The sequence below is a fragment of the Bacillus sp. 1A genome, assembly GCF_052682215.1.
The window spans coordinates 582,336-603,433 of the sequence record NZ_JBQYLZ010000001.1 but is presented as its reverse complement, the minus strand read 5'-3'; the positions used below and the strand labels follow the sequence as shown (position 1 = coordinate 603,433).

Annotated in this window: 24 protein-coding genes, 1 tRNA gene, 2 pseudogenes and 1 other annotated feature; of the genes and pseudogenes, 19 read left to right on the top strand and 8 right to left on the bottom strand. The window is 35.6% G+C overall.

From position 1 onward, the window contains the following. Positions 1 to 73: 73 nt before the first annotated feature. Both ACUN0F_RS03365 and ACUN0F_RS03360 read right to left on the bottom strand, forming a co-directional pair. The gene (locus ACUN0F_RS03365; protein ID WP_137053810.1) at positions 74 to 433 is read right to left on the bottom strand and encodes a septum formation initiator family protein; all 360 of its coding nucleotides are present in this window, start codon (positions 431 to 433) and stop codon (positions 74 to 76) included. Positions 434 to 1,296: 863 nt separating this feature from the next. Next, positions 1,297 to 1,506: pseudogene (locus tag ACUN0F_RS03360) on the bottom strand (BclA C-terminal domain-containing protein); the annotation flags it as partial. A 756-nt stretch (positions 1,507 to 2,262) separates the two neighbouring features. Between ACUN0F_RS03360 and ACUN0F_RS03355 the strand changes: the two are divergent. From ACUN0F_RS03355 to ACUN0F_RS03305, 11 genes and pseudogenes are all read left to right on the top strand, one after another. Further along, positions 2,263 to 2,538, top strand: a complete 276-nt coding sequence (locus tag ACUN0F_RS03355; RefSeq protein WP_264461616.1) for a hypothetical protein — start codon at positions 2,263 to 2,265, stop codon at positions 2,536 to 2,538. A 44-nt stretch (positions 2,539 to 2,582) separates the two neighbouring features. Further along, entirely contained in the window at positions 2,583 to 2,732 is a 150-nt protein-coding gene (locus tag ACUN0F_RS03350) for a hypothetical protein (protein WP_264461573.1), read from the top strand. Positions 2,733 to 2,828: 96 nt separating this feature from the next. Further along, positions 2,829 to 2,960 carry a hypothetical protein gene (locus ACUN0F_RS03345; RefSeq protein ID WP_255258669.1) on the top strand — a complete coding sequence of 44 codons (132 nt, stop codon included), beginning with the start codon at positions 2,829 to 2,831 and terminating at the stop codon, positions 2,958 to 2,960. Between the two features lie 217 nt (positions 2,961 to 3,177). After that, a complete protein-coding gene (locus ACUN0F_RS03340; protein ID WP_000122592.1) occupies positions 3,178 to 3,774 on the top strand; it encodes a hypothetical protein in 597 nt (198 codons plus the stop codon). A 405-nt stretch (positions 3,775 to 4,179) separates the two neighbouring features. Then, positions 4,180 to 4,332, top strand: coding sequence for a hypothetical protein (locus ACUN0F_RS03335; protein WP_189337235.1), 153 nt, complete (start codon positions 4,180 to 4,182; stop codon positions 4,330 to 4,332). A gap of 221 nt (positions 4,333 to 4,553) precedes the next feature. Next, positions 4,554 to 4,748: a hypothetical protein gene (locus ACUN0F_RS03330; RefSeq protein WP_445539110.1), complete on the top strand. Its 195-nt coding sequence runs from the start codon at positions 4,554 to 4,556 to the stop codon at positions 4,746 to 4,748. A 66-nt stretch (positions 4,749 to 4,814) separates the two neighbouring features. Continuing rightward, positions 4,815 to 4,919 (top strand): IDEAL domain-containing protein, encoded by a 105-nt coding sequence (locus ACUN0F_RS03325; protein ID WP_316250723.1) that lies wholly within the window; start codon positions 4,815 to 4,817, stop codon positions 4,917 to 4,919. A gap of 15 nt (positions 4,920 to 4,934) precedes the next feature. Continuing rightward, positions 4,935 to 5,222 (top strand): AbrB/MazE/SpoVT family DNA-binding domain-containing protein, encoded by a 288-nt coding sequence (locus ACUN0F_RS03320; protein ID WP_215563353.1) that lies wholly within the window; start codon positions 4,935 to 4,937, stop codon positions 5,220 to 5,222. Beyond that, on the top strand, positions 5,204 to 5,503 hold the full coding sequence (locus ACUN0F_RS03315) for a hypothetical protein (protein WP_435710907.1): 300 nt from the start codon (positions 5,204 to 5,206) through the stop codon (positions 5,501 to 5,503). Before ACUN0F_RS03320 ends, ACUN0F_RS03315 begins: the two co-directional genes overlap by 19 nt. Before the next feature lie 720 nt (positions 5,504 to 6,223). Next, positions 6,224 to 6,352 (top strand): annotated as a pseudogene (locus tag ACUN0F_RS03310) (DUF1064 domain-containing protein); the annotation flags it as partial. 740 nt (positions 6,353 to 7,092) lie between these two features. Beyond that, positions 7,093 to 7,392 (top strand): hypothetical protein, encoded by a 300-nt coding sequence (locus ACUN0F_RS03305; protein WP_000060546.1) that lies wholly within the window; start codon positions 7,093 to 7,095, stop codon positions 7,390 to 7,392. A gap of 109 nt (positions 7,393 to 7,501) precedes the next feature. Here the strand turns inward: ACUN0F_RS03305 and ACUN0F_RS03300 are convergent, their stop codons facing one another. The 4 genes from ACUN0F_RS03300 to ACUN0F_RS03285 all read right to left on the bottom strand — a co-directional run bounded on the left by ACUN0F_RS03300 (position 7,502) and on the right by ACUN0F_RS03285 (position 11,377). Next, positions 7,502 to 7,957, bottom strand: a complete 456-nt coding sequence (locus tag ACUN0F_RS03300) for a MarR family winged helix-turn-helix transcriptional regulator (protein ID WP_000053894.1) — start codon at positions 7,955 to 7,957, stop codon at positions 7,502 to 7,504. Between the two features lie 373 nt (positions 7,958 to 8,330). Continuing rightward, the gene (locus ACUN0F_RS03295; RefSeq protein ID WP_445539109.1) at positions 8,331 to 9,629 is read right to left on the bottom strand and encodes a BclA C-terminal domain-containing protein; all 1,299 of its coding nucleotides are present in this window, start codon (positions 9,627 to 9,629) and stop codon (positions 8,331 to 8,333) included. A gap of 1,146 nt (positions 9,630 to 10,775) precedes the next feature. After that, positions 10,776 to 11,075, bottom strand: a complete 300-nt coding sequence (locus ACUN0F_RS03290; RefSeq protein WP_445539108.1) for a hypothetical protein — start codon at positions 11,073 to 11,075, stop codon at positions 10,776 to 10,778. An 80-nt stretch (positions 11,076 to 11,155) separates the two neighbouring features. Continuing rightward, a complete protein-coding gene (locus tag ACUN0F_RS03285; RefSeq protein ID WP_000807684.1) occupies positions 11,156 to 11,377 on the bottom strand; it encodes a hypothetical protein in 222 nt (73 codons plus the stop codon). Positions 11,378 to 11,515: 138 nt separating this feature from the next. Here ACUN0F_RS03285 and ACUN0F_RS03280 point away from each other — a divergent pair, with 138 nt between their 5' ends. After that, on the top strand, positions 11,516 to 11,695 hold the full coding sequence (locus ACUN0F_RS03280) for a hypothetical protein (protein ID WP_445540862.1): 180 nt from the start codon (positions 11,516 to 11,518) through the stop codon (positions 11,693 to 11,695). A 411-nt stretch (positions 11,696 to 12,106) separates the two neighbouring features. Here ACUN0F_RS03280 and ACUN0F_RS03275 read toward each other — a convergent pair whose 3' ends face one another. Further along, a complete protein-coding gene (locus tag ACUN0F_RS03275; RefSeq protein ID WP_097917074.1) occupies positions 12,107 to 12,637 on the bottom strand; it encodes a GNAT family N-acetyltransferase in 531 nt (176 codons plus the stop codon). A gap of 390 nt (positions 12,638 to 13,027) precedes the next feature. Next, positions 13,028 to 14,029: a YaaC family protein gene (locus tag ACUN0F_RS03270; RefSeq protein ID WP_445539107.1), complete on the bottom strand. Its 1,002-nt coding sequence runs from the start codon at positions 14,027 to 14,029 to the stop codon at positions 13,028 to 13,030. 115 nt (positions 14,030 to 14,144) lie between these two features. On the opposite strand from ACUN0F_RS03270, the gene guaB reads away from it, so the two are divergent. The 7 genes from guaB to ACUN0F_RS03235 all read left to right on the top strand — a co-directional run bounded on the left by guaB (position 14,145) and on the right by ACUN0F_RS03235 (position 21,097). Beyond that, on the top strand, positions 14,145 to 15,608 hold the full coding sequence (gene guaB / locus ACUN0F_RS03265) for an IMP dehydrogenase (RefSeq protein WP_000264076.1): 1,464 nt from the start codon (positions 14,145 to 14,147) through the stop codon (positions 15,606 to 15,608). A gap of 113 nt (positions 15,609 to 15,721) precedes the next feature. Continuing rightward, entirely contained in the window at positions 15,722 to 17,029 is a 1,308-nt protein-coding gene (gene dacA, locus ACUN0F_RS03260; RefSeq protein ID WP_152665133.1) for a D-alanyl-D-alanine carboxypeptidase DacA, read from the top strand. Positions 17,030 to 17,190: 161 nt separating this feature from the next. After that, on the top strand, positions 17,191 to 18,078 hold the full coding sequence (gene pdxS, locus ACUN0F_RS03255) for a pyridoxal 5'-phosphate synthase lyase subunit PdxS (RefSeq protein ID WP_000186157.1): 888 nt from the start codon (positions 17,191 to 17,193) through the stop codon (positions 18,076 to 18,078). Between the two features lie 18 nt (positions 18,079 to 18,096). After that, positions 18,097 to 18,687 (top strand): pyridoxal 5'-phosphate synthase glutaminase subunit PdxT, encoded by a 591-nt coding sequence (pdxT, locus tag ACUN0F_RS03250; RefSeq protein WP_000238774.1) that lies wholly within the window; start codon positions 18,097 to 18,099, stop codon positions 18,685 to 18,687. A 54-nt stretch (positions 18,688 to 18,741) separates the two neighbouring features. Continuing rightward, positions 18,742 to 18,963: a binding site (T-box leader), on the top strand. Between the two features lie 51 nt (positions 18,964 to 19,014). After that, positions 19,015 to 20,289, top strand: a complete 1,275-nt coding sequence (gene serS, locus ACUN0F_RS03245; RefSeq protein ID WP_000884184.1) for a serine--tRNA ligase — start codon at positions 19,015 to 19,017, stop codon at positions 20,287 to 20,289. 156 nt (positions 20,290 to 20,445) lie between these two features. After that, a tRNA-Ser gene (locus ACUN0F_RS03240) sits at positions 20,446 to 20,538 on the top strand. Positions 20,539 to 20,704: 166 nt separating this feature from the next. Then, positions 20,705 to 21,097: a DUF3797 domain-containing protein gene (locus ACUN0F_RS03235; protein WP_000364198.1), complete on the top strand. Its 393-nt coding sequence runs from the start codon at positions 20,705 to 20,707 to the stop codon at positions 21,095 to 21,097. Position 21,098 lies beyond the last annotated feature (1 nt).

Genomic DNA, 21,098 nt, shown 5'->3' with positions numbered 1-21,098 from the left:
GCCTCCATACAATAAGATATGCTTGTCCAGTTAAAAGGTGAAAAGTTTTAATAAAATAGTTATTTAAAAAAGGTTATTCAGCTATTTGAAATATAGTTTCATTAGGCTTAGAAAATCCATACAATTTCCTTGCGAATTTTAAAATACCTTCTTCGCTCTCTGTTAAAGTTTTAATATCGTTGTCAAAATAGCGTCCAAGCATTTCTAATTCAGATAGTTTTTTCTTTTCGTTGTTAAGTAAAATTTGTTTTTCCTTAATTATTTGCTCTTGCTTATATAGAGAGATTTGGACGGAAATAATCATAGGTAGCATAAAAGCTATTGCTAGTAAAAGACGACGTCTCAGTTTTTTATCCTTTTGTGGATAGTTTTTAGGGTTCAATTGTTGTTTAAGGTTTAATTGTTGTTGTGATAATTTTGCAATACTACCCATTTAAATGCCTCCATTACTGATTGTAGAATTCGATTGTTTAACGGTATTATACATGAGAAATGGGAAATTTTGAATCTATCTTGGTAAAGCTAGGTTCTTAGATGGTTAATAAACCCCTTATTATATTGAAAAAACATGCATGAAAATTGTGCATGTATAATAAAAAGCTATGTCTTGTCTATATAAATATATGCTTAGTTTATATAAATCGTGAGTATGTTTGAACAAAAGGGTTATTTATTACAAATATAAAGAGCGCTTTTTAAGGCGCTCCATAACCAAAACTAATATTGAAAAAGAATACCGCATTATATTTTATGTATGTTCTTACTAAGTGTGCAGTTAAAAATTTTTTTCTTTAGCACAACGAAGCAGCTAGTTAATAAAACTAACTGCTCGTTGTACAAAAGAAACGCTGCGCTTACAGCAATAGTTTGTAACTTTAAGTTACAAAAATAGTATGGACATGGTTAAAAATGTTATTCAGTAATGAAAGGAAACAAAATAAAAAAGAGCACCATATATAAGTGCTCTTTAAGATAGGAGGTAACACTTTGAGCTGGATGTTTAGGTTAAAATTATATGGTGTAGAAGTGAAATGAGACCTAAAATTTATAACTAACCCAATGCAAAAGAGCAGTTAACAATTGTTAACTGCTCGGCCCTCAGAGAAAGGGGAAAAGAACATTACAGAGGTCACTGTGAATTCAAGCTGTATCAGCCCGTTTATAGTATTGGACATAATTTAGAATTTTATTCGAACAAATTCAAAAAAGGCAGCTAGTAAAAGCTAACTGCTTGGTGGAAAAAGGAATCCACTCCAGATTGTTTACTGCCAGAGTTTCGAGAAACAAATGATTAAATTAATCTAACTTTTCAATTATAATTGAAGCATTTACATTTGTTTGTGTTCCACCTGCCAAAGTCTGCAAAGTAATCGCAGCAGCGGAAGTATGATTATTAAGGGTAAGAATATCACCTGCTGCTAAAGTGAGAATTGTTTGCCCATTGTTTTGTTGAGTACCTGCACCTGATCCATAAATGGAGTTGGTAACGGGAGCCCCATACCAAAAAGAGCACCATATATAAGTGCTCTTCTGACCAAGACTTATTGTAAACCTATGACTTGTGAGTGTTCTCGAAATCAAGATATGATTCAAAATTTTTTTAGTGCAGGGGATACTAAAAAAAAGCGCTTCGGAAAGCGACCTTCTGTAACGACTATCCACTCTAAAAAGAAATGATGCAATATATCATATGAAATTATGTGAGTTTAGTTGTGTGTATTTTGTATAAAAATTTCATTTTGTAGAAATAAGGAAACTAAAAAGAGCATCATGCATCAGTGCTCTTTAAGATAGGAGGTAACACTTTGAGCTGGATGGTTAGGTTAAAAATATATGATGTAGAAAAGGAATAAGACCTAAATTTTATTATTAACTCAATATAAAAGAGCAGCTAGCAAAAGCTAACTGCTCGGCTCTCAACCAAGAAAGCTAGAGTGGGAGAAATCGACTTTTTAAAGCCTTATCTGCAGTGTTAGAGCATGTTTAAAATTTTATTCACTTAAAACATAAAAAGAGCAGCCAGCAAAAGCTAACTGCTCACCCAAGAAAAATAGAGGAAAGATAACCATGTGTCTATAGTATTTACGGAATATTGAGTTTTATTCAGGGGGAGAGGGAAATGAGAGCTGAACATGAAAGGTCACAATCCATATACAGGTATCCTGATGGTGGAGTAATAAGGCTGGAATACAAAAAAGAGGTAAAGGTCTAGGTTATGCAAAGCATCCGAGATACAGATTGTATTTTAAAGGGAAAAGAAAAATGATTGGAAGTTCTAGCTTACTTACTATTCAAGATGCAATACGGATTGGTAAAACAAAGAAACATGAAATTAAAAATTCAATTGAAAGTGAGGTTAGGAGAATGGAGGATAACGTAAAGCTTTTAGGTGATAATGGGATGTTAGGGATGGAGTTTAATCAAAGAACGATTCGTGTTTATAACACAGAAGGCAATGTGATGGAATTACTTTCAACAAAAGAACAGGTTCAAGAGGCTATCGATTATTTAAAAGAATGTCAAAAAGAAATGAAGTAACGTCCTAAAGAGTAATCAGATCGAACGGAGGGGAACCGTATCGTATGAATCAATTGACATTTTTTAAAGACATCGATGAAAAGGAGATGCATAGACTTGTGGTGAAGGAGTTGAAAAACTACAAAGCATTGTGCGTCCGGATGAAAAATCAAGAAGAACAGGCTCGAGCGGGGGGGCATCGTTCTTTTTCCTAAAATGAAAGGTGACGAAAAGAATCATGAGATACGTGTTAAACAAATTGAACGGACGTTGTAACATCTCTTGATGAAGGGGAACGTAGGATAATTGAAATGAAGTACTTAGGGAATCGAAAGGTTAAAGATTCGTTTGTGTACAACGAATTAATGATAAAGCGTGATCCGTTTTATCAGAAGGAAAAAAGTGATATTCAGTTGATAGCTACAGCTGTGGGGATTATATAAACTTAGTTTTGAGGTATCGGAAATGGGATTCTAATATTTTGTAATGTTGTATAGATTGGTTAAGATGAGGTTGTTCCGCTTTACATGTTATATTATTTCCCTGCCCTGCCAATTGGTAGGGTTTTTTAATTCTATTAAAAATAATAATAGCTCGTCCAAACCTTTTAAATCTATCTTACATAGTATGTAGTAATAAATTTAAAAGGGGGAAACTAGTATGTCTTATTCCTACTATGATCATTGTAAGGATAACAAAAAGAAATATCATGATTGTCATAAAAGTAGTAAGAGTTATGACAAATGTGATAAAAAACATGATGAAAAGCCTTGGGTTAATGTAAAAGTGAATTGTTGTTCTGATGATAACCAATACAATCTTGTAAGAGCATCTGCTTTTAGAGCTGTGAGCACAGTTAATCAGATTGTGCCAGCAAATACTTTTGTAAAAGTCTTATTCCAAAATGAACAATTTGATTTAGCAAATGAATATAACCCTGCAACATCCATTTTTATACCAAAGACAAGAGGTGTTTATTCTGTTATTGGAACAATTGCGTTCATTCCCAATAATCTAAACGTAAACTATAGAGCGCGGGTAGAAATTCGAGTTAATGGAAATCCAGCAATTGCAATAGATAATGATTTTTTTGGTCCAATAAACTTTGCTAATGTTGTTGCCGTTTCATCAATAATTCAATTGAATGCTGGGGATGTAGTCGAGGTTTTTGCACAAAGTAGCGTAGCTGGAGTTATCTCTACTGTAGAAAATAGTACGCATTTTGAAGCTGCAAGATTTCCGTCTCCAACAGAATAAGTGATATGAAATCCATCAGTAATCTTATCTAAGTAAAGTCACTAATTTATATGTGCCCTGCATAAATGCAGGGCTTTTTTTCGATAAAAAGGGGACGTTTCCGGGGATTTCTCAAAACAGAATCAATATTACTCTATATCTATACAGTTCTTTGAAAGAAGAATAGTATGGGGATAGCGTAGCCCCTTTATCAAAACGTTACCGGAGAACGGGCAAGGGCGGTAAGAATCCGCAAGAAGGACGAAAAGACCAATTGAATTTATATAGTCAGCCACGATGTGTGAGTGTCGTGGCTTTTGTGTTTCTTATTGAGCCTGGTATATTTGCTGGGGTGATTGGTGACATAAACGTTTGATATACAGGAGCTCTCTTTTTATTGAACAAAATGGGGGAGGGTTGTTATAAATGATAGGGCTTAATCCACTCCATGAATGGTGGAAGATGAGTAGTTACACAAAATGGTGTCACTACTTCTGGTTGATGCCATTAATTGTAGTGTTTCTCGGAATAGCTTGGGTAGTTTTAACAATCGTTGATTCTGTTTTATTTAAGAAATAGGAATGATGCCGAATGATAAGACCAATATCAATTATCATAGACGCTGCCATGATCTGGTTGGCGTCTTGTTTGTTGTTAAGGAAAGATAAGGGGTGAGGTAGACTTGCAAATTGGAATATTATTAGTGTAAAACAAAAAAACATAGGCTAGTAAACAAGCTGTTTTCACCTTTTATTCATAGAATATGATGAATTCTATTTTTAGAGGAGGGAATCATATCTATGGGATGTAACAATAATTTTGAACATTCTCGAGATTGTAATAGATTTTGGGATGGTTTAGTATTTTGCGGATGCGGTCGTAGACGCAGAAGAAACGATTTTAACGACTGTCATTGTAGACGTGACTGCGATTGTGATGAGTGTCGTCGCAGACGTAATCATGACCGTGATCGTGATGATCGTCGAGATTGGTAAAGCCCTTTAAAAGAGTGCATATCTTTATAGCACTCTTTTTTATTACGATTTTTAATACTTAATAATTTGAAAGGCGCAGTTGAAATTGATCAGTTAATTAAATATAACCTCATCGATTACGCGCTAGACACAAGAAACGAAGAACTGTTCAGTAAGTTGATTGCGAATTAAGGGGGAGAAGAAGCCATGAAAAACACTGGTATCGTAAGAAAAATAGATGAACTTGGTCGTGTAGTGATTCCAAAAGAATTACGTAGAACATTAGGGCTGCATGAAGGTACGGAATTAGAAATCCATGTAGACGGTAAAAACGTTGTTCTTGCAAAGCATGAGAAGGTTTGTGTAGTAACCGGTGAAGCATCCGATGCAAACATTGAGCTGTTCGATGGACAAGTCGTTGTCAGTCAGAAAGGGGCTAAGTTACTGATTGATTCCATTTTTCGTGAAGGTGAGAAATGGGGGTGGTTGGGTTGAGCTATCTCCTTTACAAATTCAAACTCACCACCATTTTCGCACATTGGCCAAACGAAGAATTTGTAGTAGCGGAAATGGAAAGTAAAGCAAGGTTCCTTTACTGGCAGAAGTTTAGAACAAAGTTTCTAACGATGCCGATGGTTGAATTCATGAAGTTTGTAAAGTGCGAGAACGAAGGTGTTTTTGATATCAAGCGCATGTACAGTGCGGAAAAAGCTTTCAAGAAAATGCAGAATTACCGCAATCTTCATTTTGCTTACATGGGTATGCGAGTAACGTAGCTGGCATGTGGGGTATGATCGTTGGGAACTGGAAAACTCATTTCTTCGTTTTGTTCGATGGAGAAATTGAAAAGCACAACTGTCATCCTTTTCGGGAAATTGCTTACTACGATGATGAGGGTAACGTCGTTCGAAATTATCAAAAAGGAGAGTATGTAGTACAAGAAAAAAAGACTAGCAGTCGTACCTGCTGTCCTTTATAGGAGAAAAATTATTCTGGATTAGAACTACGAATAACCAGAAAACGCGCTTTAAAACAGTGTTGTCAAAGATGTAATAATCTATGCAACAAAAAAGCTTAGTCGGAATTCAAAACACCAAATGGCTTGCATTGGTAACAGGCTCAAAAGTAGTATATGTAAAATGAAAAATTCTATACAAAAAGCAGACAACATTTTCGGTTGTCTGCCAGTTAGTCGAATGAGTTAGCTAATTGTGATAAATTGCATTCCCATTACGAGAAGAGTGAAGCTGCTAGTTCAAACAGCTTGTTGGTATTATTTTCGATATTAAAAAAAATATACAGGAAAAGCAGATAAGTTAAGAACCTACCTGCTTCTGCTGTAATAAAAGAAAGAAGTATTAGCCGTGGATACGGCGGCTTGAAAATAGTATGTATTTTTATTGAAAAAATATTCAAGGGGTGAAGATACTTGGAATGTTTGATAAACGGTGTCTATGAAATTACTGAGTTAATCAGTAAAGCAAAAGAGAAAAACAATGAGTAAATATAACAATAAAAAGGTAAGACTAGACGGCCATGTATTTGATAGTAAAGCAGAAGCGGATTATTACTCCGGGTTAAAAATACGTCAAGCTGCAGGTGAAATTACAAGCTTTGAATTGCAATGAAAAATTAAGTAACTTTAAAAAATGAGATATGTATCGGAGTCTTTTCATGTACAAAAGAATAAGAGATTTCTTCTGAACATTTAAAAGGAATCTCTTATTCGTAATCGGTAAATTAGGTTTTAGAAAAACGAAAAGATTTTGTATGAAAAATAAATAAAAGAATCCGTTCGTTACAAACGGATTCTTCCCACAAGGTCTGCAAGAAATTCAAGGTAACTGGACCAGAGCAACCTGTGAAATTCCTTTTGATAATACTGTATGCAAATGAATCAAAATGGTTAATGGAAACTAAACAAAATCTTATTTTAAAGCTAAAGAATGCCTTGTAGAGCGCTTCTTATAGCTAATTATGAATTTTTATGTTCAATCTTAGATTTCTTGCTTGGAGGAATAAAATGCTCTTAAACAAAGTTTAGATAGACAATCGAGCCCATAATTACAATATAAAATACCGCACAAAAGAAGATTAAAATGTATTTTAATTTCTTGTTCATATTAGTACCGTCCTAAAAGAGGGTTATTTGGATTTTAATATCGTATGTAAAAAAAGGTGCATTTATACAAGGGAAGGGTAGCTAGCAAAAGTAAAACAAAATCTTTATTTAAAAACTAAAGTGCGCTTTTTAAAGCGTTCCTTAAGAAAAATAAAAAAGAATACCTCATGATACTGTATGTATTTTTTTTAGGAATGTGAGGATTTAAAACAAAATCGTTATTTGAGAGAAAGGAGAATGGAAATGTCCTTAGTGGGGAATTTGAAAGAACTCCAAGAAAAAGTCATTGATGAAAAGGTATTGGAATTTGCAGAGGAAATGGAATACGTAATAATCGAAAGTGCTGCAATTGGATATTCAGGTTATAGATATCAAATTCATAAAGAAAATCCAGACAAGCATATTCTGCACTCAAAACCATTCACGGAAAAGTTACAAGAATTAATGGATGGTGTGAAAGTTGAATTTAAGGTAGAAGAAAAGAAAAACATTTTAGGTGGATCTTATTACGAACATTACATCCGTTTTAGTTGGAATGACTAATTTCTTAATAAAAACGCTATTTTAAATAAAAGAACAGCTAGTGAAATCTAACTGCTCAGTTCTTTGAAAAATAAGAATTAGAATTTGTGTTTAAAATGGTTTACATCAATTAACGAAATTGCTGTAGAGAGATTAATAAATCTTTATGAATACGCAATAATGTTTGAACATCATCTTCTTGAAGTTGTTGTAGTGCTAATTCCATTGCCTTGTAGGAAGTAGAGTTTTCAATGGATTTTTTCGATGCTTCTTGTCCTTGGTTTGTTACCTTTAATTTTATTTCTCTACGATCTTCATCTGATTGTTTTCGCTCGATGAGCTGTAGATTAACTAATTCATCTACATTCACACTCACTGTACTTTTAGGAACTGAAAGACGTTCTGAAATCTCTTTAAGAGTAACATTAGGGAGTGCATAAATTGTATTTAAGATACCCATTTGTTGTACTGTTAATCCTAAACTGGAGGCGTTTTGATGTGTGAACTTTATAATTTCTTTGTTTATTGTTACAAATGATTGGACAACTTCTCCTGCTTGTTTGAAACTTTGATTTTTTAAACTCATAATAATCGTCCCTTTTCTTTTTTAATTTAGTTTAACATAGAATAGTTCACCAATGAACTATTTATCTCTAAAGTAATTTAGAAAAGAAATCAATACACGTTATTAATAGAAAACTTAATAAAAATTTCATTTTGTCACAAATAAAAGAGCAGTTAGCCCAGTCTAACTGCTCGATACAAAGGTAATAATCTAGATGCATAGATATTATATGCTGAATTATTGATTTTATTCAAGGAGGAATAAAGTAAAGATTTTTTAGGAAATAGGAGTAGGAACAAAATAGAAGAGCAGCTAGCAAAAGCTAACTGCTTGTTGAAAAAAGAATCCATCCCAGGTTATTTACTGGCAGAGTTTCAAGAAATAAATGATTAAATTAATTTAATTTTTCAATTACAATCGAAGCATTTATATTTGTTTGTGTTCCACCCGCCAAAGTCTGCAAAGTAACCGCAGCAGCGGAAGTATGATTATTAAGGGTAATAATATCACCTGCTGCTAAAGTGAGAATTGTTTGCCCATTGTTTTGTTGAGTACCTGCACCTGATCCATAAATGGAGTTGGTAACGGGAGCCCCATTTAAAAAGAGGGCAAATTGATTAGGTTCAACTCCTGATACAGAAAAAGAAATTTTATAATCTCCAGCATTAATAACTGTCATTTGAGAAGTTCCGAGCGTATGAGTAAAACCGGATGTGATTCTACCGTGTGAATTAAAAAGAATAGGTGCTTCTAAGGCAACAACTTGAGCTGCTGTATTGAAAACATAAGCATACTGGGATAAGCCAGATACTGTAAGACCGGCAGGCCCAGTAGGTCCGGTAGCTCCAGCGGTTCCTGGTAATCCAGTAGGCCCAGGAATGCCTTGGATACCTTGAAGCCCAGTTGGGCCAGTCGGGCCGATAGGTCCAATAAGTCCTGGATTACCTTGAATACCTTGGATACCCTGAATTCCAGTTGCCCCAGTTATTCCAGTGGGTCCAATAGGACCAATAGGCCCTGGATCACCTTGAATCCCCTGAATCCCTTGACTTCCTTGAGGTCCAGTGGGGCCAGGAATGCCTTGGATACCTTGGATACCTTGAAGTCCGGTTGGTCCTGGTGACCCAGTTGGTCCAGTGGGGCCAGTCACTCCGGTTGGTCCTGGTGGTCCCCCGGAAGGTCCAGTCGGGCCCGTTGGTCCTGGCGGTCCCCCGGAAGGGCCGGTAGGTCCAACAGCTCCAGAAGGTCCAGTTGGACCTACAGAACCAGGAATGCCAGGAATCCCTTGAGGTCCGGTCGGGCCAGGAATCCCTTGAATGCCTTGAATGCCAGGAATCCCTTGAATACCAGGGATCCCTTGAATTCCAGTGACCCCCGTTATTCCAGTGGGTCCAATAGGGCCTTGAATGCCAGGAATGCCTTGGATGCCTTGGATACCTTGAATTCCAGAAGGTCCAGTTGGACCAATAGATCCAGAAATCCCAGGAATCCCTTGAGGTCCAGAAATACCTTGAGGTCCAGTAGGTCCCAGGTTACCTTGAATTCCAGTAGGTCCGGTAGGTCCCCGAGGTCCACTTGAAGGTCCGGTAGCTCCAGTAGGTCCCGAAGGTCCAGTAGCACCGGTTAATCCAGTAGGCCCTATTTGAGGTAAAGGAAAGGGTATGTGACAACAATGCTTTTTAAATTTACTCATTTTTACACCTCCCTTATAAATTAACTATCAATTTATATTTATACTTTAACAACTTATGAGTAAACAGACACAGGGGTGTAAGGAAAAAACCTATGAAAAGTACATAATAGGTTTTAAGAGCAAGCCTCTATTTTAAATTCCATACCAAAAAGAGCACCATATATAAGTGCTCTTCTGACCAAGACTTATTGTAAACCTATGACTTGTGAGTATTCTCGAAATTAAGATATAATTCAAAAATTATTTAGTGCAGGGGATATTAAAAAAGAGCGCTTCGGAAAGCGCCCTTCTGTAACGACTATCCATTCTAAAAAGAAATGATGCAATATATCATATGAAATTATGTGAATTTAGTTGTGTGTATTTTGTATAAAAATTTCATTTTGTAGAAATAAGGAAACTAAAAAGAGCACCATGCATCAGTGCTCTTTAAGATAGGAGGTAACACTTTGAGCTGGATGGTTAGGTTAAAAATATATGATGTAGAAAAGGAATAAGACCTAAATTTTATTATTAACTCAATATAAAAGAGCAATTAGCTTTTGCTAATTGCTCGGCCCAAGGTAATAGACATAGAGTAGGTATTAGTAAAATTGGCTATTCACGAGCCTGTTTACAGTGTAACCAAGATTATTAAATGTATTCCCTCTTTAAAAATCTATTCAAACAGTGTTATTTAAAGAGGGAGTGGAGTAATGAAAAAGAATACTTTTCCTTTAAACATGAAATGATTTTTTAATTCTCAGTATTATATGAGTGCTAAGACAAAAATGTGTAATTAAAAGAGCAGCTAGCAAAAGCTAACCGCTCGGCTCTCGACCAAGAAAGCTAGAGTGGGAAGAACTTAAAGCTAACTTTATAAAGTCTTATATAGTATCGGGAAAATTTAGATTTTTATTCGTGTAAAACATAAAAAGAGCCGCTAACAAAAGTTAGCCGCTAAGCCCTCGGGTATGAAGGGAATTTAGAAACTGTATTTTTATTATTAACGGAATGTTGAATTTTATTCGGTTGAGTCTAAAAAAAAGAACTATATATTAGTGTCCTACAGACCTAGTCTCTTATAGTAACAGTTACTGGCGTTATGTGTAAGAACTACACGTTTATCTTGAAAATAATGATTATTATTCACATATAAATTCACAATTAAAGCACAATCGCATCAATACGCTCACAGTTAACTACAGTGATATCTCCGCTTTCATCTATAAATGTAGCAAGGCCGAATCTATTATGGAATCCTACAAATATAGAAGCTTTTAATATTGTGCCGTTAACTAACAGCTGTTTTATTTTTTTTCCTAAGTAAAATGTTTCTAAAAGATAACAAATATTTTTAGAACTCTCTTTTGGGGTTGGGATAAAAGAAATTCGGTTATTTGGAAGAGATGTTAGATTAGGACTGAATACTTTGGGAGTAATAGCATAGTTGATGAAAACTGACATTTTTCCGGCTCCTCTATTTTATAATTTATATTGAAATATGCTGTATGAAATAGGGCTTTTTTCAAAGCCCCATCTTTACTCTACTCAGCTTCAATTCTAAGCGCTTGAATATCACGACAGTCCAAAACAATTATAGAGCCAGGTTCTGTTGTGTTGTCTACAAATGTTACACAAAAATTATCTGGATTAAAGTTAGTAAAAATAAGATCCTCTAGTGTTGTTCCTGTAAGGAAAACATCTACTTCTGTACCTAACTGTAATCTTTCTAATTGTTCACATACACATTTTGTATGCTCAGCCATATAAAAACCTCCTTTCCTCGATTTACTATTAAAATATGTATAAATTAAATAGAATGATTGGAGTAATAGCTTAATAATACTAATTATTTTGCTAGTTAATATGTTTATAAAATAATACTTTGAATAGAAAGCGAGGTTTTGAAAAAGGAAGATAACGTAAAGCTTTTAGGTGATGATGGGATGTTAGGGACGGAGTACAAGGAAAGACAAATTCATGTATTTAACACAGAGGGCAATGTGATGGAATTACTTTCAACAAAGGAACAGGTTCAAGAGGCTATCGATTTTCTTGAAGAATGTAAAAAGGAAATGAAGTAAAAGTTCAATAGAGTAGATCGAACGGAGAGAAACCGTATCGTATAAATCAAGAGGGGATTCCAGATAAGGAAATCAGCATTATGTATGAGTGTAGCTTTACCTATGTTGGAAAACTCAAGAAGAAGTGGGAACGTGAAGGGAAATGGACGGGGTCAACTGATATGAGAAAAAATCAAAAAAGTCTAGTGTTTCTCAAGCACTCAAGCATAAGCCGTATGGAAAGCAAGTATTGCGCAAATCGGGTATTTGCAAGTGCATTATATAACGTTTATCTGGTGGGTAGTTTGGATCGCAGTAATCTTTACGCAGGTTTTACATGATATTGAAGTTTTTGATAAAGACCAAATTTGAATTTTGTATAAAAATTAAAGAAGCCTATACTTAAATATAGTATAGGCTGAGTGATTAAAATTAATCGGTTATTAATTTCGAATAAATATTTAAATCAATAAGCTTTCCAGCTGATTTTTCGCTTTTTCTTAGAGTCCCTTCAAAAGTGAATTGTAATTTTTGTAATACTTTTATAGAGTTCACATTTTTAGGTTCAACTTTTGCTTCGACACGATTTAGTTTCAGATGTGTAAAAGCGTAATCTAATAGAGCAGAAATCGCTTCAGGAGCATAACCTTTGCCCAAAAATGTTTTCGAAATATCATAACCAATCTCTGTTTTTGAGTTTTCGAAATCTAAGAAATTATAGCCACATGAACCGATAATTTGATTAGATTCTTTTTCAATAATAGTAAAACGGAGAGCTTTGTTATTTTGAGCAAGTTCATTGAGAAAATGAATCATATCTTTTGCTTGGTTTTTATCAGTGAAATTGCTTATATTCATGAATTTTGTAACGTCACGATTAGACCATATTTTAAGCATGCTTAATGAATCAGATTCCTTCATTTGTCTTAAATGTAATCTTTGTGCTTGTAATTCTGTAATCAATACTTTTACCTCCATTATGTTGTTGTGATGGGTAGATTAAAAATATTGATATCTGCGCATAATTCAGTCCCTTCTGGATAAATTAACTTCCATTATATAAGAAATTACTAAATTGAACAAAAGTGTTATTTTATAGTAATGCAAAAAGAGTACATATCGAATATGTACTCTTGAAAAAAGGAAGTGTATATAAGTGATGAAACACTATACTATAACATATGCTTGTCTCATTTAAAAGTGCAAGGAATATAATAAAATAGTTATTTGAAATAGAAAGGGGCATGAAAAGAAATGAAAGAGAAATTTGTTGAAGAAATGACACTTGCAGAAATATGGGAATAAATTGAAAAAGATGGTCTAAAAACACAAGTCTTTTGACTTGTGTTTTTTTTATTTCCCATGAAATAGGCTCGGTTCTGTTAGTAAAAAAGACGAAATATAGTAAGGGATTTTTTGAGCAGAAATAGTAAGAAATTGATAAATAAATGGATAATCTTCAGAGCCATAGCTCCCAAGTAAATCATACCACCAATCTGTTTCGTATCTAGAAATCATACTTAAATTGTAGAGCAATAAATAATGAACAAGAAGTTCAGGTAATACTGGTTTAGGATTTCTCGGGTCAATTGGAATTGGTAAGTAATAAGTATCAGCAAGATATTCGTAGTATAAAGGCGTACTATATATAGGGTTCCACGACTGGATAGGAGCTGTAAAAAGCAGATTCGATCCGCTCGTTTTCCCGGAGACATGTTGTATGGATAAATGCTTACAAGTTGATTCAATGTAACGTGAAAATCTTTCTGTAGTCATATGAAGTCGATCTAGTATGTTGGCCGAAAAGGAAAGTTCATTTGTATTTGTTGAATCGATTTTATATAAAGTGGCCCCTCTTTGACTATAGCGAAATAAATTTTGTAATTCAGGAATATTTCCCATTAGATCTAGCATGTTAAACTTCTCTGCTTCTAAGTGTTTCATGTGAAACAGCTGTTCTGCAACATGAGTAAATAATCCGTTTTTTTGTACCTTCACCTCATCTTCTAAAAATTGATACCCCTGTTTTTTTCGTTTGCGAGTTGTAACACCATGAGCTAAAACAGTAGTGGATTCTGGATAGTTAGGATCAATAGTTAGTAAGCAAGCTTTAAAAAGTTGGCTCATTCCATAAAACAATAACATTGGCTGAATCGAAAAGGGGGCTACCTTATATAGTTCATAATAATTTTTCCCGTGTTCTAAGTAATAAATAAAGGGATAACAATTTTCGAAACTTTTTTTTTCAGCATCTTGTATGGAGGATTTTTCATAGCAACGGGCAAGATAACGTTGTACATTTTGAGATGAAAAGAAGAAACTTAATTGCTGCCAAGTACAATTTGTTTGATGCATATATTACGCTCCTTTTATTGTCTAAAAATTCTAACATATATATACGTCCTTGACAGTATTTTAACCAATTGATAAGCTACTAATAATAATTTCTGGTATCATGGGGGGAACAATTATGTGGGAATCTAAATTTGTTAAAGAAGGTTTGACTTTTGATGACGTATTACTTGTACCAGCAAAGTCAGATGTACTACCAAGAGAAGTAAGTGTTAAAACAGTTTTATCTGAAAGCTTACAGTTAAATATCCCGTTAATTAGTGCAGGAATGGATACAGTAACAGAAGCTGATATGGCTATTGCAATGGCTCGTCAAGGCGGTTTAGGAATTATTCATAAAAACATGTCTATTGAACAACAAGCGGAGCAAGTTGATAAAGTAAAACGTTCTGAAAGTGGCGTTATTTCAGATCCTTTCTTTTTAACTCCAGAACATCAAGTGTATGATGCAGAGCATCTTATGGGAAAATACCGTATCTCAGGTGTACCGGTTGTAAATAATTTAGACGAGCGAAAATTAGTTGGTATTATTACAAACCGTGATATGCGTTTTATCCAAGACTACTCAATCAAAATTTCCGACGTAATGACAAAAGAAAAGCTAATTACAGCTCCAGTTGGTACAACGCTGGAAGAAGCTGAAAAGATCCTACAAAAGTACAAAATTGAAAAACTCCCTCTCGTTGATAACAACGGTGTACTACAAGGGCTTATTACAATAAAAGATATTGAAAAAGTAATTGAATTCCCAAATTCTGCGAAGGATAAGCAAGGACGCTTATTAGTCGGAGCAGCGGTTGGTGTAACGGCTGATGCTATGCTTCGTATCGACGCATTAGTAAAAGCTAGCGTAGATGCAATCGTACTTGATACAGCTCATGGACATTCTCAAGGTGTTATTGATAAAGTAAAAGAAGTTCGTGCGAAATATCCATCACTAAATATTATCGCTGGAAATGTTGCTACTGCTGAAGCAACGAAAGCATTAATTGAAGCAGGAGCAAACGTAGTTAAAGTTGGTATTGGACCAGGCTCTATTTGTACGACACGCGTTGTAGCTGGCGTGGGTGTACCACAATTAACAGCAGTTTATGATTGTGCAACAGAAGCTCGTAAACACGGTATTCCAGTTATTGCTGATGGTGGGGTTAAGTACTCTGGTGACATGGTAAAAGCTTTAGCAGCAGGAGCACACGTTGTTATGCTAGGTAGTATGTTTGCTGGTGTTGCTGAAAGCCCTGGAGAAACTGAAATTTATCAAGGTCGTCAATTTAAAGTATATCGTGGTATGGGTTCTGTCGGAGCGATGGAAAAAGGAAGTAAAGACCGTTACTTCCAAGAAGGAAATAAAAAACTTGTTCCAGAAGGTATTGAAGGTCGAGTACCATATAAAGGACCTTTAGCAGATACAGTTCATCAATTAGTTGGTGGATTACGTGCCGGTATGGGATATTGCGGAGCGCAGAATTTAGAATTCTTACGTGAGAATGCACAATTCATTCGTATGTCAGGTGCTGGTTTACGTGAAAGCCACCCTCATCACGTACAAATTACAAAAGAGGCTCCAAACTACTCATTATAATGTCTTATATACAAATAGACGGAGATTTGATATCTCTGTCTATTTTTTTTTGATTATGTTAGAATAACGGTTATGTGAGTACATAGATATTGGGGGTAGCAAAAGTGAAAGGTATGTTTTGCAAAAGATTCATTGCTTTAGTAACAATGCTTACACTAGCTTGTAGTATGTTGTTACCATATAGCAATGCATCAGCAGAAACAGGAGCTGCTTTAAACATTGAAGCAGGTGCAGCAATTTTAGTTGAAGCGAATTCTGGGAAAATTTTATATCAAAAGAATGCAGATGAATTATTATCAATTGCTAGTATGACAAAGATGATGAGTGAATATTTAGTTCATGAAGCAGTGGATAAAGGAAAACTTAAGTGGGATCAAAAAATTAAGGTTTCTGAATATGCGTATAAAGTTTCACAAGATGCTTCTTTATCAAATGTTGCATTAGAAAATGGTGGCATTTATACAGTAAAAGAGTTATATGAAGCAATGGCAATCTTTTCTGCAAATGGTGCAACAATTGCATTGGCAGAAGCAATTGCAGGTAAAGAAGTAGACTTCGTAAAAATGATGAATGATAAATCGAAAGAACTAGGGTTGAAAAATTATAAATTTGTCAATTCTACAGGTTTAACGAATAAAGATTTAAAGGGAATGCATCCTGAAGGAACAACAGCGGATGAAGAAAATAAAATGTCTGCAAAGGATGTTGCAACTTTAGCACAACATTTAATTAAAGATTATCCAAAAGTGTTAGATACAGCAAAAATCCCGAAAAAAGAATTCCGTCCAGAAAAAGAGAAGTTTGCAATGTCGAACTGGAACTGGATGTTAAAGGGCTTAGTGAAAGAATATGATGGCGTAGATGGCCTGAAAACAGGCTCGACTCCAGAAGCAGGGGATTGCTTCACTGGTACGGTTGAAAGAAACGGAATGCGTTTTATTTCTGTAGTTATTAAAACAAGTTCTCATACAGCACGTTTTGATGAAACAAAGAAGCTATATGATTATGGATTTGCTAACTTTGAAATGAAGCAAATGTATAAAAAAGATTCTTCAGTAAAAGGACAAGAAACAGTACGAGTAGAAAATGCTAAAGATAAAGATGTAGCAGTTCAAACAAAACAAGCTGTTTCACTTCCAGTGCCAAAAGGAAGTAAAGATGTTTATAAAACAGAATTAAAAGAAGCAAATAAGGGACAAGAAGCACCTATTAAAAAGGGAGCTGCACTTGGCCAAATGGTAATCACACCAAAAGATGCGAATGATCCTGGATTTTTATCTGGTAAGTCATTACAAATAGATCTTGTAACAACGTCTGCAGTAGAGGAAGCGAATTGGTTTACTCGCTCTATGCGCGGAATTGGTTCTTTCTTTAGTGGTATATGGAATAGTGCTGTTGATACAGTAAAAGGTTGGTTTTAAAAGCTCCTCATTGTAGGGGCTTTTTCTTATTCCTATTTTTCATACCGACTTTATGAAAAAGTAGTAGACAAGCATCTGATAGTTAGTGGTAGAATGTAAGAGTATTCTTAATTTTCGCCTTTAACGGGGAAAAGCAATTCACCTAGGGGGGTTTTTGTAACATGACAAATGTAACAGGGACAGAACGTGTAAAACGTGGAATGGCAGAAATGCAAAAAGGCGGCGTTATTATGGACGTAATTAACGCTGAACAAGCAAAAATTGCAGAAGAGGCAGGCGCAGTTGCTGTTATGGCATTAGAGCGTGTACCAGCAGATATTCGTGCAGCAGGTGGCGTTTCTCGTATGGCAGACCCAACAATCGTTGAAGAAGTTATGGGCGCTGTTTCAATTCCGGTTATGGCAAAATGCCGTATCGGTCATCTTGTAGAAGCACGTGTATTAGAATCATTAGGGGTAGACTATATCGATGAGAGTGAAGTATTAACTCCTGCTGATGAAGTATACCATTTAAATAAACGTGATTACACAGTTCCGTTTGTATGTGGTTGCCGTGATATCGGAGAAGCTGCGCGTCGTATTGCAGAAGGTGCGTCTATGCTTCGTACAAAAGGTGAACCAGGAACAGGAAACATTGTAGAGGCAGTGCGTCATATGCGCCAAGTCAATGCAGAAATCCGTCAAGTTGCAAGTCTACGTGAAGATGAGTTAATGACATATGCAAAAAACACTGGTGCTCCTTATGAAGTACTACTTGAAATTAAACGCCTTGGTCGTTTGCCGGTTGTAAACTTCGCAGCAGGTGGTGTAGCAACACCAGCAGATGCAGCGTTAATGATGCAACTTGGTGCGGATGGTGTATTCGTAGGATCTGGTATCTTCAAATCAGAAAATCCAGAGAAATTTGCACGCGCAATCGTTGAAGCGACGACTCATTATGAGGATTACGAACTAATTGCGAGCCTTTCTAAAGGATTAGGTAATGCAATGAAAGGTATCGAAATTTCAACGTTATTACCAGAACAACGCATGCAAGAGCGTGGATGGTAATTGAAGGAGAACTTTAAAATGGTGAAAATCGGTGTACTAGGTCTTCAAGGTGCAGTTCGTGAGCATATAAAATCAGTTGAAGCAAGTGGTGCAGAAGCTGTTGTTGTAAAGCGTGTAGAGCAACTTGAAGAGATTGATGGTCTTATTTTACCAGGCGGTGAAAGTACAACAATGCGCCGTCTTATTGATAAGTATGCTTTCATGGAACCACTTCGTACATTCGCGAAGTCTGGTAAACCAATGTTTGGTACATGTGCAGGTATGATTCTTCTTGCAAAAACACTTATTGGCTATGAAGAAGCACATATTGGTGCTATGGATATTACAGTAGAACGCAATGCGTTCGGACGCCAAAAAGATAGCTTTGAAGTCGCACTTTCAATTAAAGGTGTAGGAGAAGAATTTATTGGTGTATTTATCCGTGCTCCGTATGTTGTAAATGTAGCTGATGATGTTGAAGTACTTTCTACACATGGTGACCGAATGGTAGCAGTAAAACAAAATCAGTTTTTAGCTGCTTCATTCCATCCGGAATTAACGGATGATCATCGTGTCACAGCATACTTTGTAGAAATGGTAAAAGAAGCGAAAATGAAAAAAGTTGTATAAGTAACTTGCAACTTGTATAAGATTATAGTAAATTGATGGTAACAATTTTATAAAATAAGCGTGTTGATAGGAAGTAGTAACAAATGCCGTTTCTTATAGAGAGTCGATGGTTGGTGGAAATCGATAGAAACAGTTTGTGAATCCATCCTGGAATGGAATGTGGAATATCTTTATGATTAGTAAACATTCCCGGTGAAGAGCCGTTATTTCTACTTGAGAGGAAGGCGGTAATGCTTTCAACTAGGGTGGCAACGCGGGTTAACTCCCGTCCCTTTATATAGGGACGGGAGTTTTTTGTGTTTTATAAAATAAAAGGAGGAGTATATAATGCTTGATATTAAATTTTTACGCACAAATTTTGAAGAAGTAAAAGCGAAGTTACAGCATAGAGGCGAAGATTTAACTGATTTTGGTCGCTTTGAAGAGCTGGATACGAGAAGAAGAGAATTACTTGTTCAAACAGAGGAACTAAAAAGTAAACGTAACGAAGTATCTCAACAAATTTCTGTATTGAAGCGCGAAAAGAAAGATGCAGAAGCTCTAATTCTAGAAATGCGTGAAGTTGGAGAAAAAGTAAAAGATCTTGATAATGAACTTCGTACAGTTGAAGAAGATTTAGAAAGGTTAATGTTATCTATTCCGAATATTCCTCATGAATCTGCTCCAGTTGGTGAAACAGAAGATGATAATGTAGTAGCACGTACTTGGGGAGAAGTGAAAGAATTTGCTTATGAACCAAAACCACATTGGGATCTTGCTACAGATTTAGGAATTTTAGATTTTGAGCGTGCTGGGAAGGTAACAGGAAGCCGCTTCGTATTCTATAAAGGTGCTGGCGCGAGATTAGAGCGTGCTTTAATTAGTTTTATGCTTGATCTTCATACTGACGAGCATGGATACGAAGAAGTATTACCTCCGTATATGGTAAACCGTGCAAGTATGACAGGAACAGGACAACTTCCGAAATTTGAAGAAGATGCATTCCGTATTGAAAGTGAAGATTACTTCTTAATTCCAACAGCTGAAGTACCTGTAACGAACATGCACCGTGATGAAATCTTAAATAAAGAGCAACTGCCTATACGATATGCTGCATTTAGCTCTTGTTTCCGTTCTGAAGCAGGTTCAGCTGGCCGTGATACACGTGGCTTAATTCGTCAGCATCAGTTCAATAAAGTAGAGCTTGTAAAGTTCGTAAAACCAGAAGATTCTTATGAAGAGTTAGAAAAACTAACAAATGATGCAGAACGCGTGTTACAATTATTAGAGTTGCCATATCGCGTTATGAGCATGTGCACAGGCGATTTAGGATTTACAGCAGCGAAGAAATACGATATCGAAGTATGGATTCCAAGCTATGGCACATATCGTGAGATTTCTTCTTGTAGTAATTTTGAGGCTTTCCAAGCGAGACGTGCAAATATCCGTTTCCGTCGTGAGCCAAACGGAAAACCAGAACATGTTCATACATTAAATGGATCTGGTCTTGCAATTGGACGTACGGTGGCAGCTATTTTAGAGAACTACCAACAAGAAGATGGTACAATTATAATTCCAGAAGTTCTTCGCCCTTATATGGGAGGAAAAACAGTTATTAAGTAAATTTATAAACATTCATCGGTATGAGTGATTGGTAATTATGAGCGTTGTCAGTACTATAATGTAGGAGAGGAAAAGTAAAATTTTCCTTTCCTCATAATTTATTTTAGTAGGGTTGACTAACTGTTTTTCTTTTGATATTATATTTGATGTCAATATGGAGGTATACCCAAGTCTGGCTGAAGGGATCGGTCTTGAAAACCGACAGGCGGCGAGAGTCGCGCGGGGGTTCGAATCCCTCTACCTCCTCCAGATATAATTGACAACAGCGCATATAAGTGGAGATTGGAGAACTCGTTACCAACACGTAACGAGTTTTTATTTTAAAACCAATCATAAAGTATGGTGTAAGGCGATTTTGTCCTTATTACACACTCATATTCCGATGATTATCTTCATAGATATGAAAGGAGTCAACATGGATCTTATTATACAAACGTTTCCTTTAGATGGAAAAACTTTATATTATGTACAATGTCCTGTCTGTAAGAACAATAGAATTTTAAACAGTGGTGCAAATGTGTCACGCATTATAAGCGATGATACATTCCGTAAACTTTGTGGTTGCACTTGTGATGTAAAGCAAACTGCGACAAAAGTAGAGGCGCCAAAAAAAGTTGAAAAAGCAGCTGTAAAGAAAGAAGCAGCTCCAAAACGTACAGGTAAAGTATTAACAGCAGTGATTAACGGGAAAGAAATGACTGTTAAAGAGATTGCTGAAACATACGATATTAGTACAAGTACTGTTCGTCAGCGTATTAACGCTGGAAAACCTGAGAGTGAAATTATTGCTCCGACAAAAAAGAAGTAAT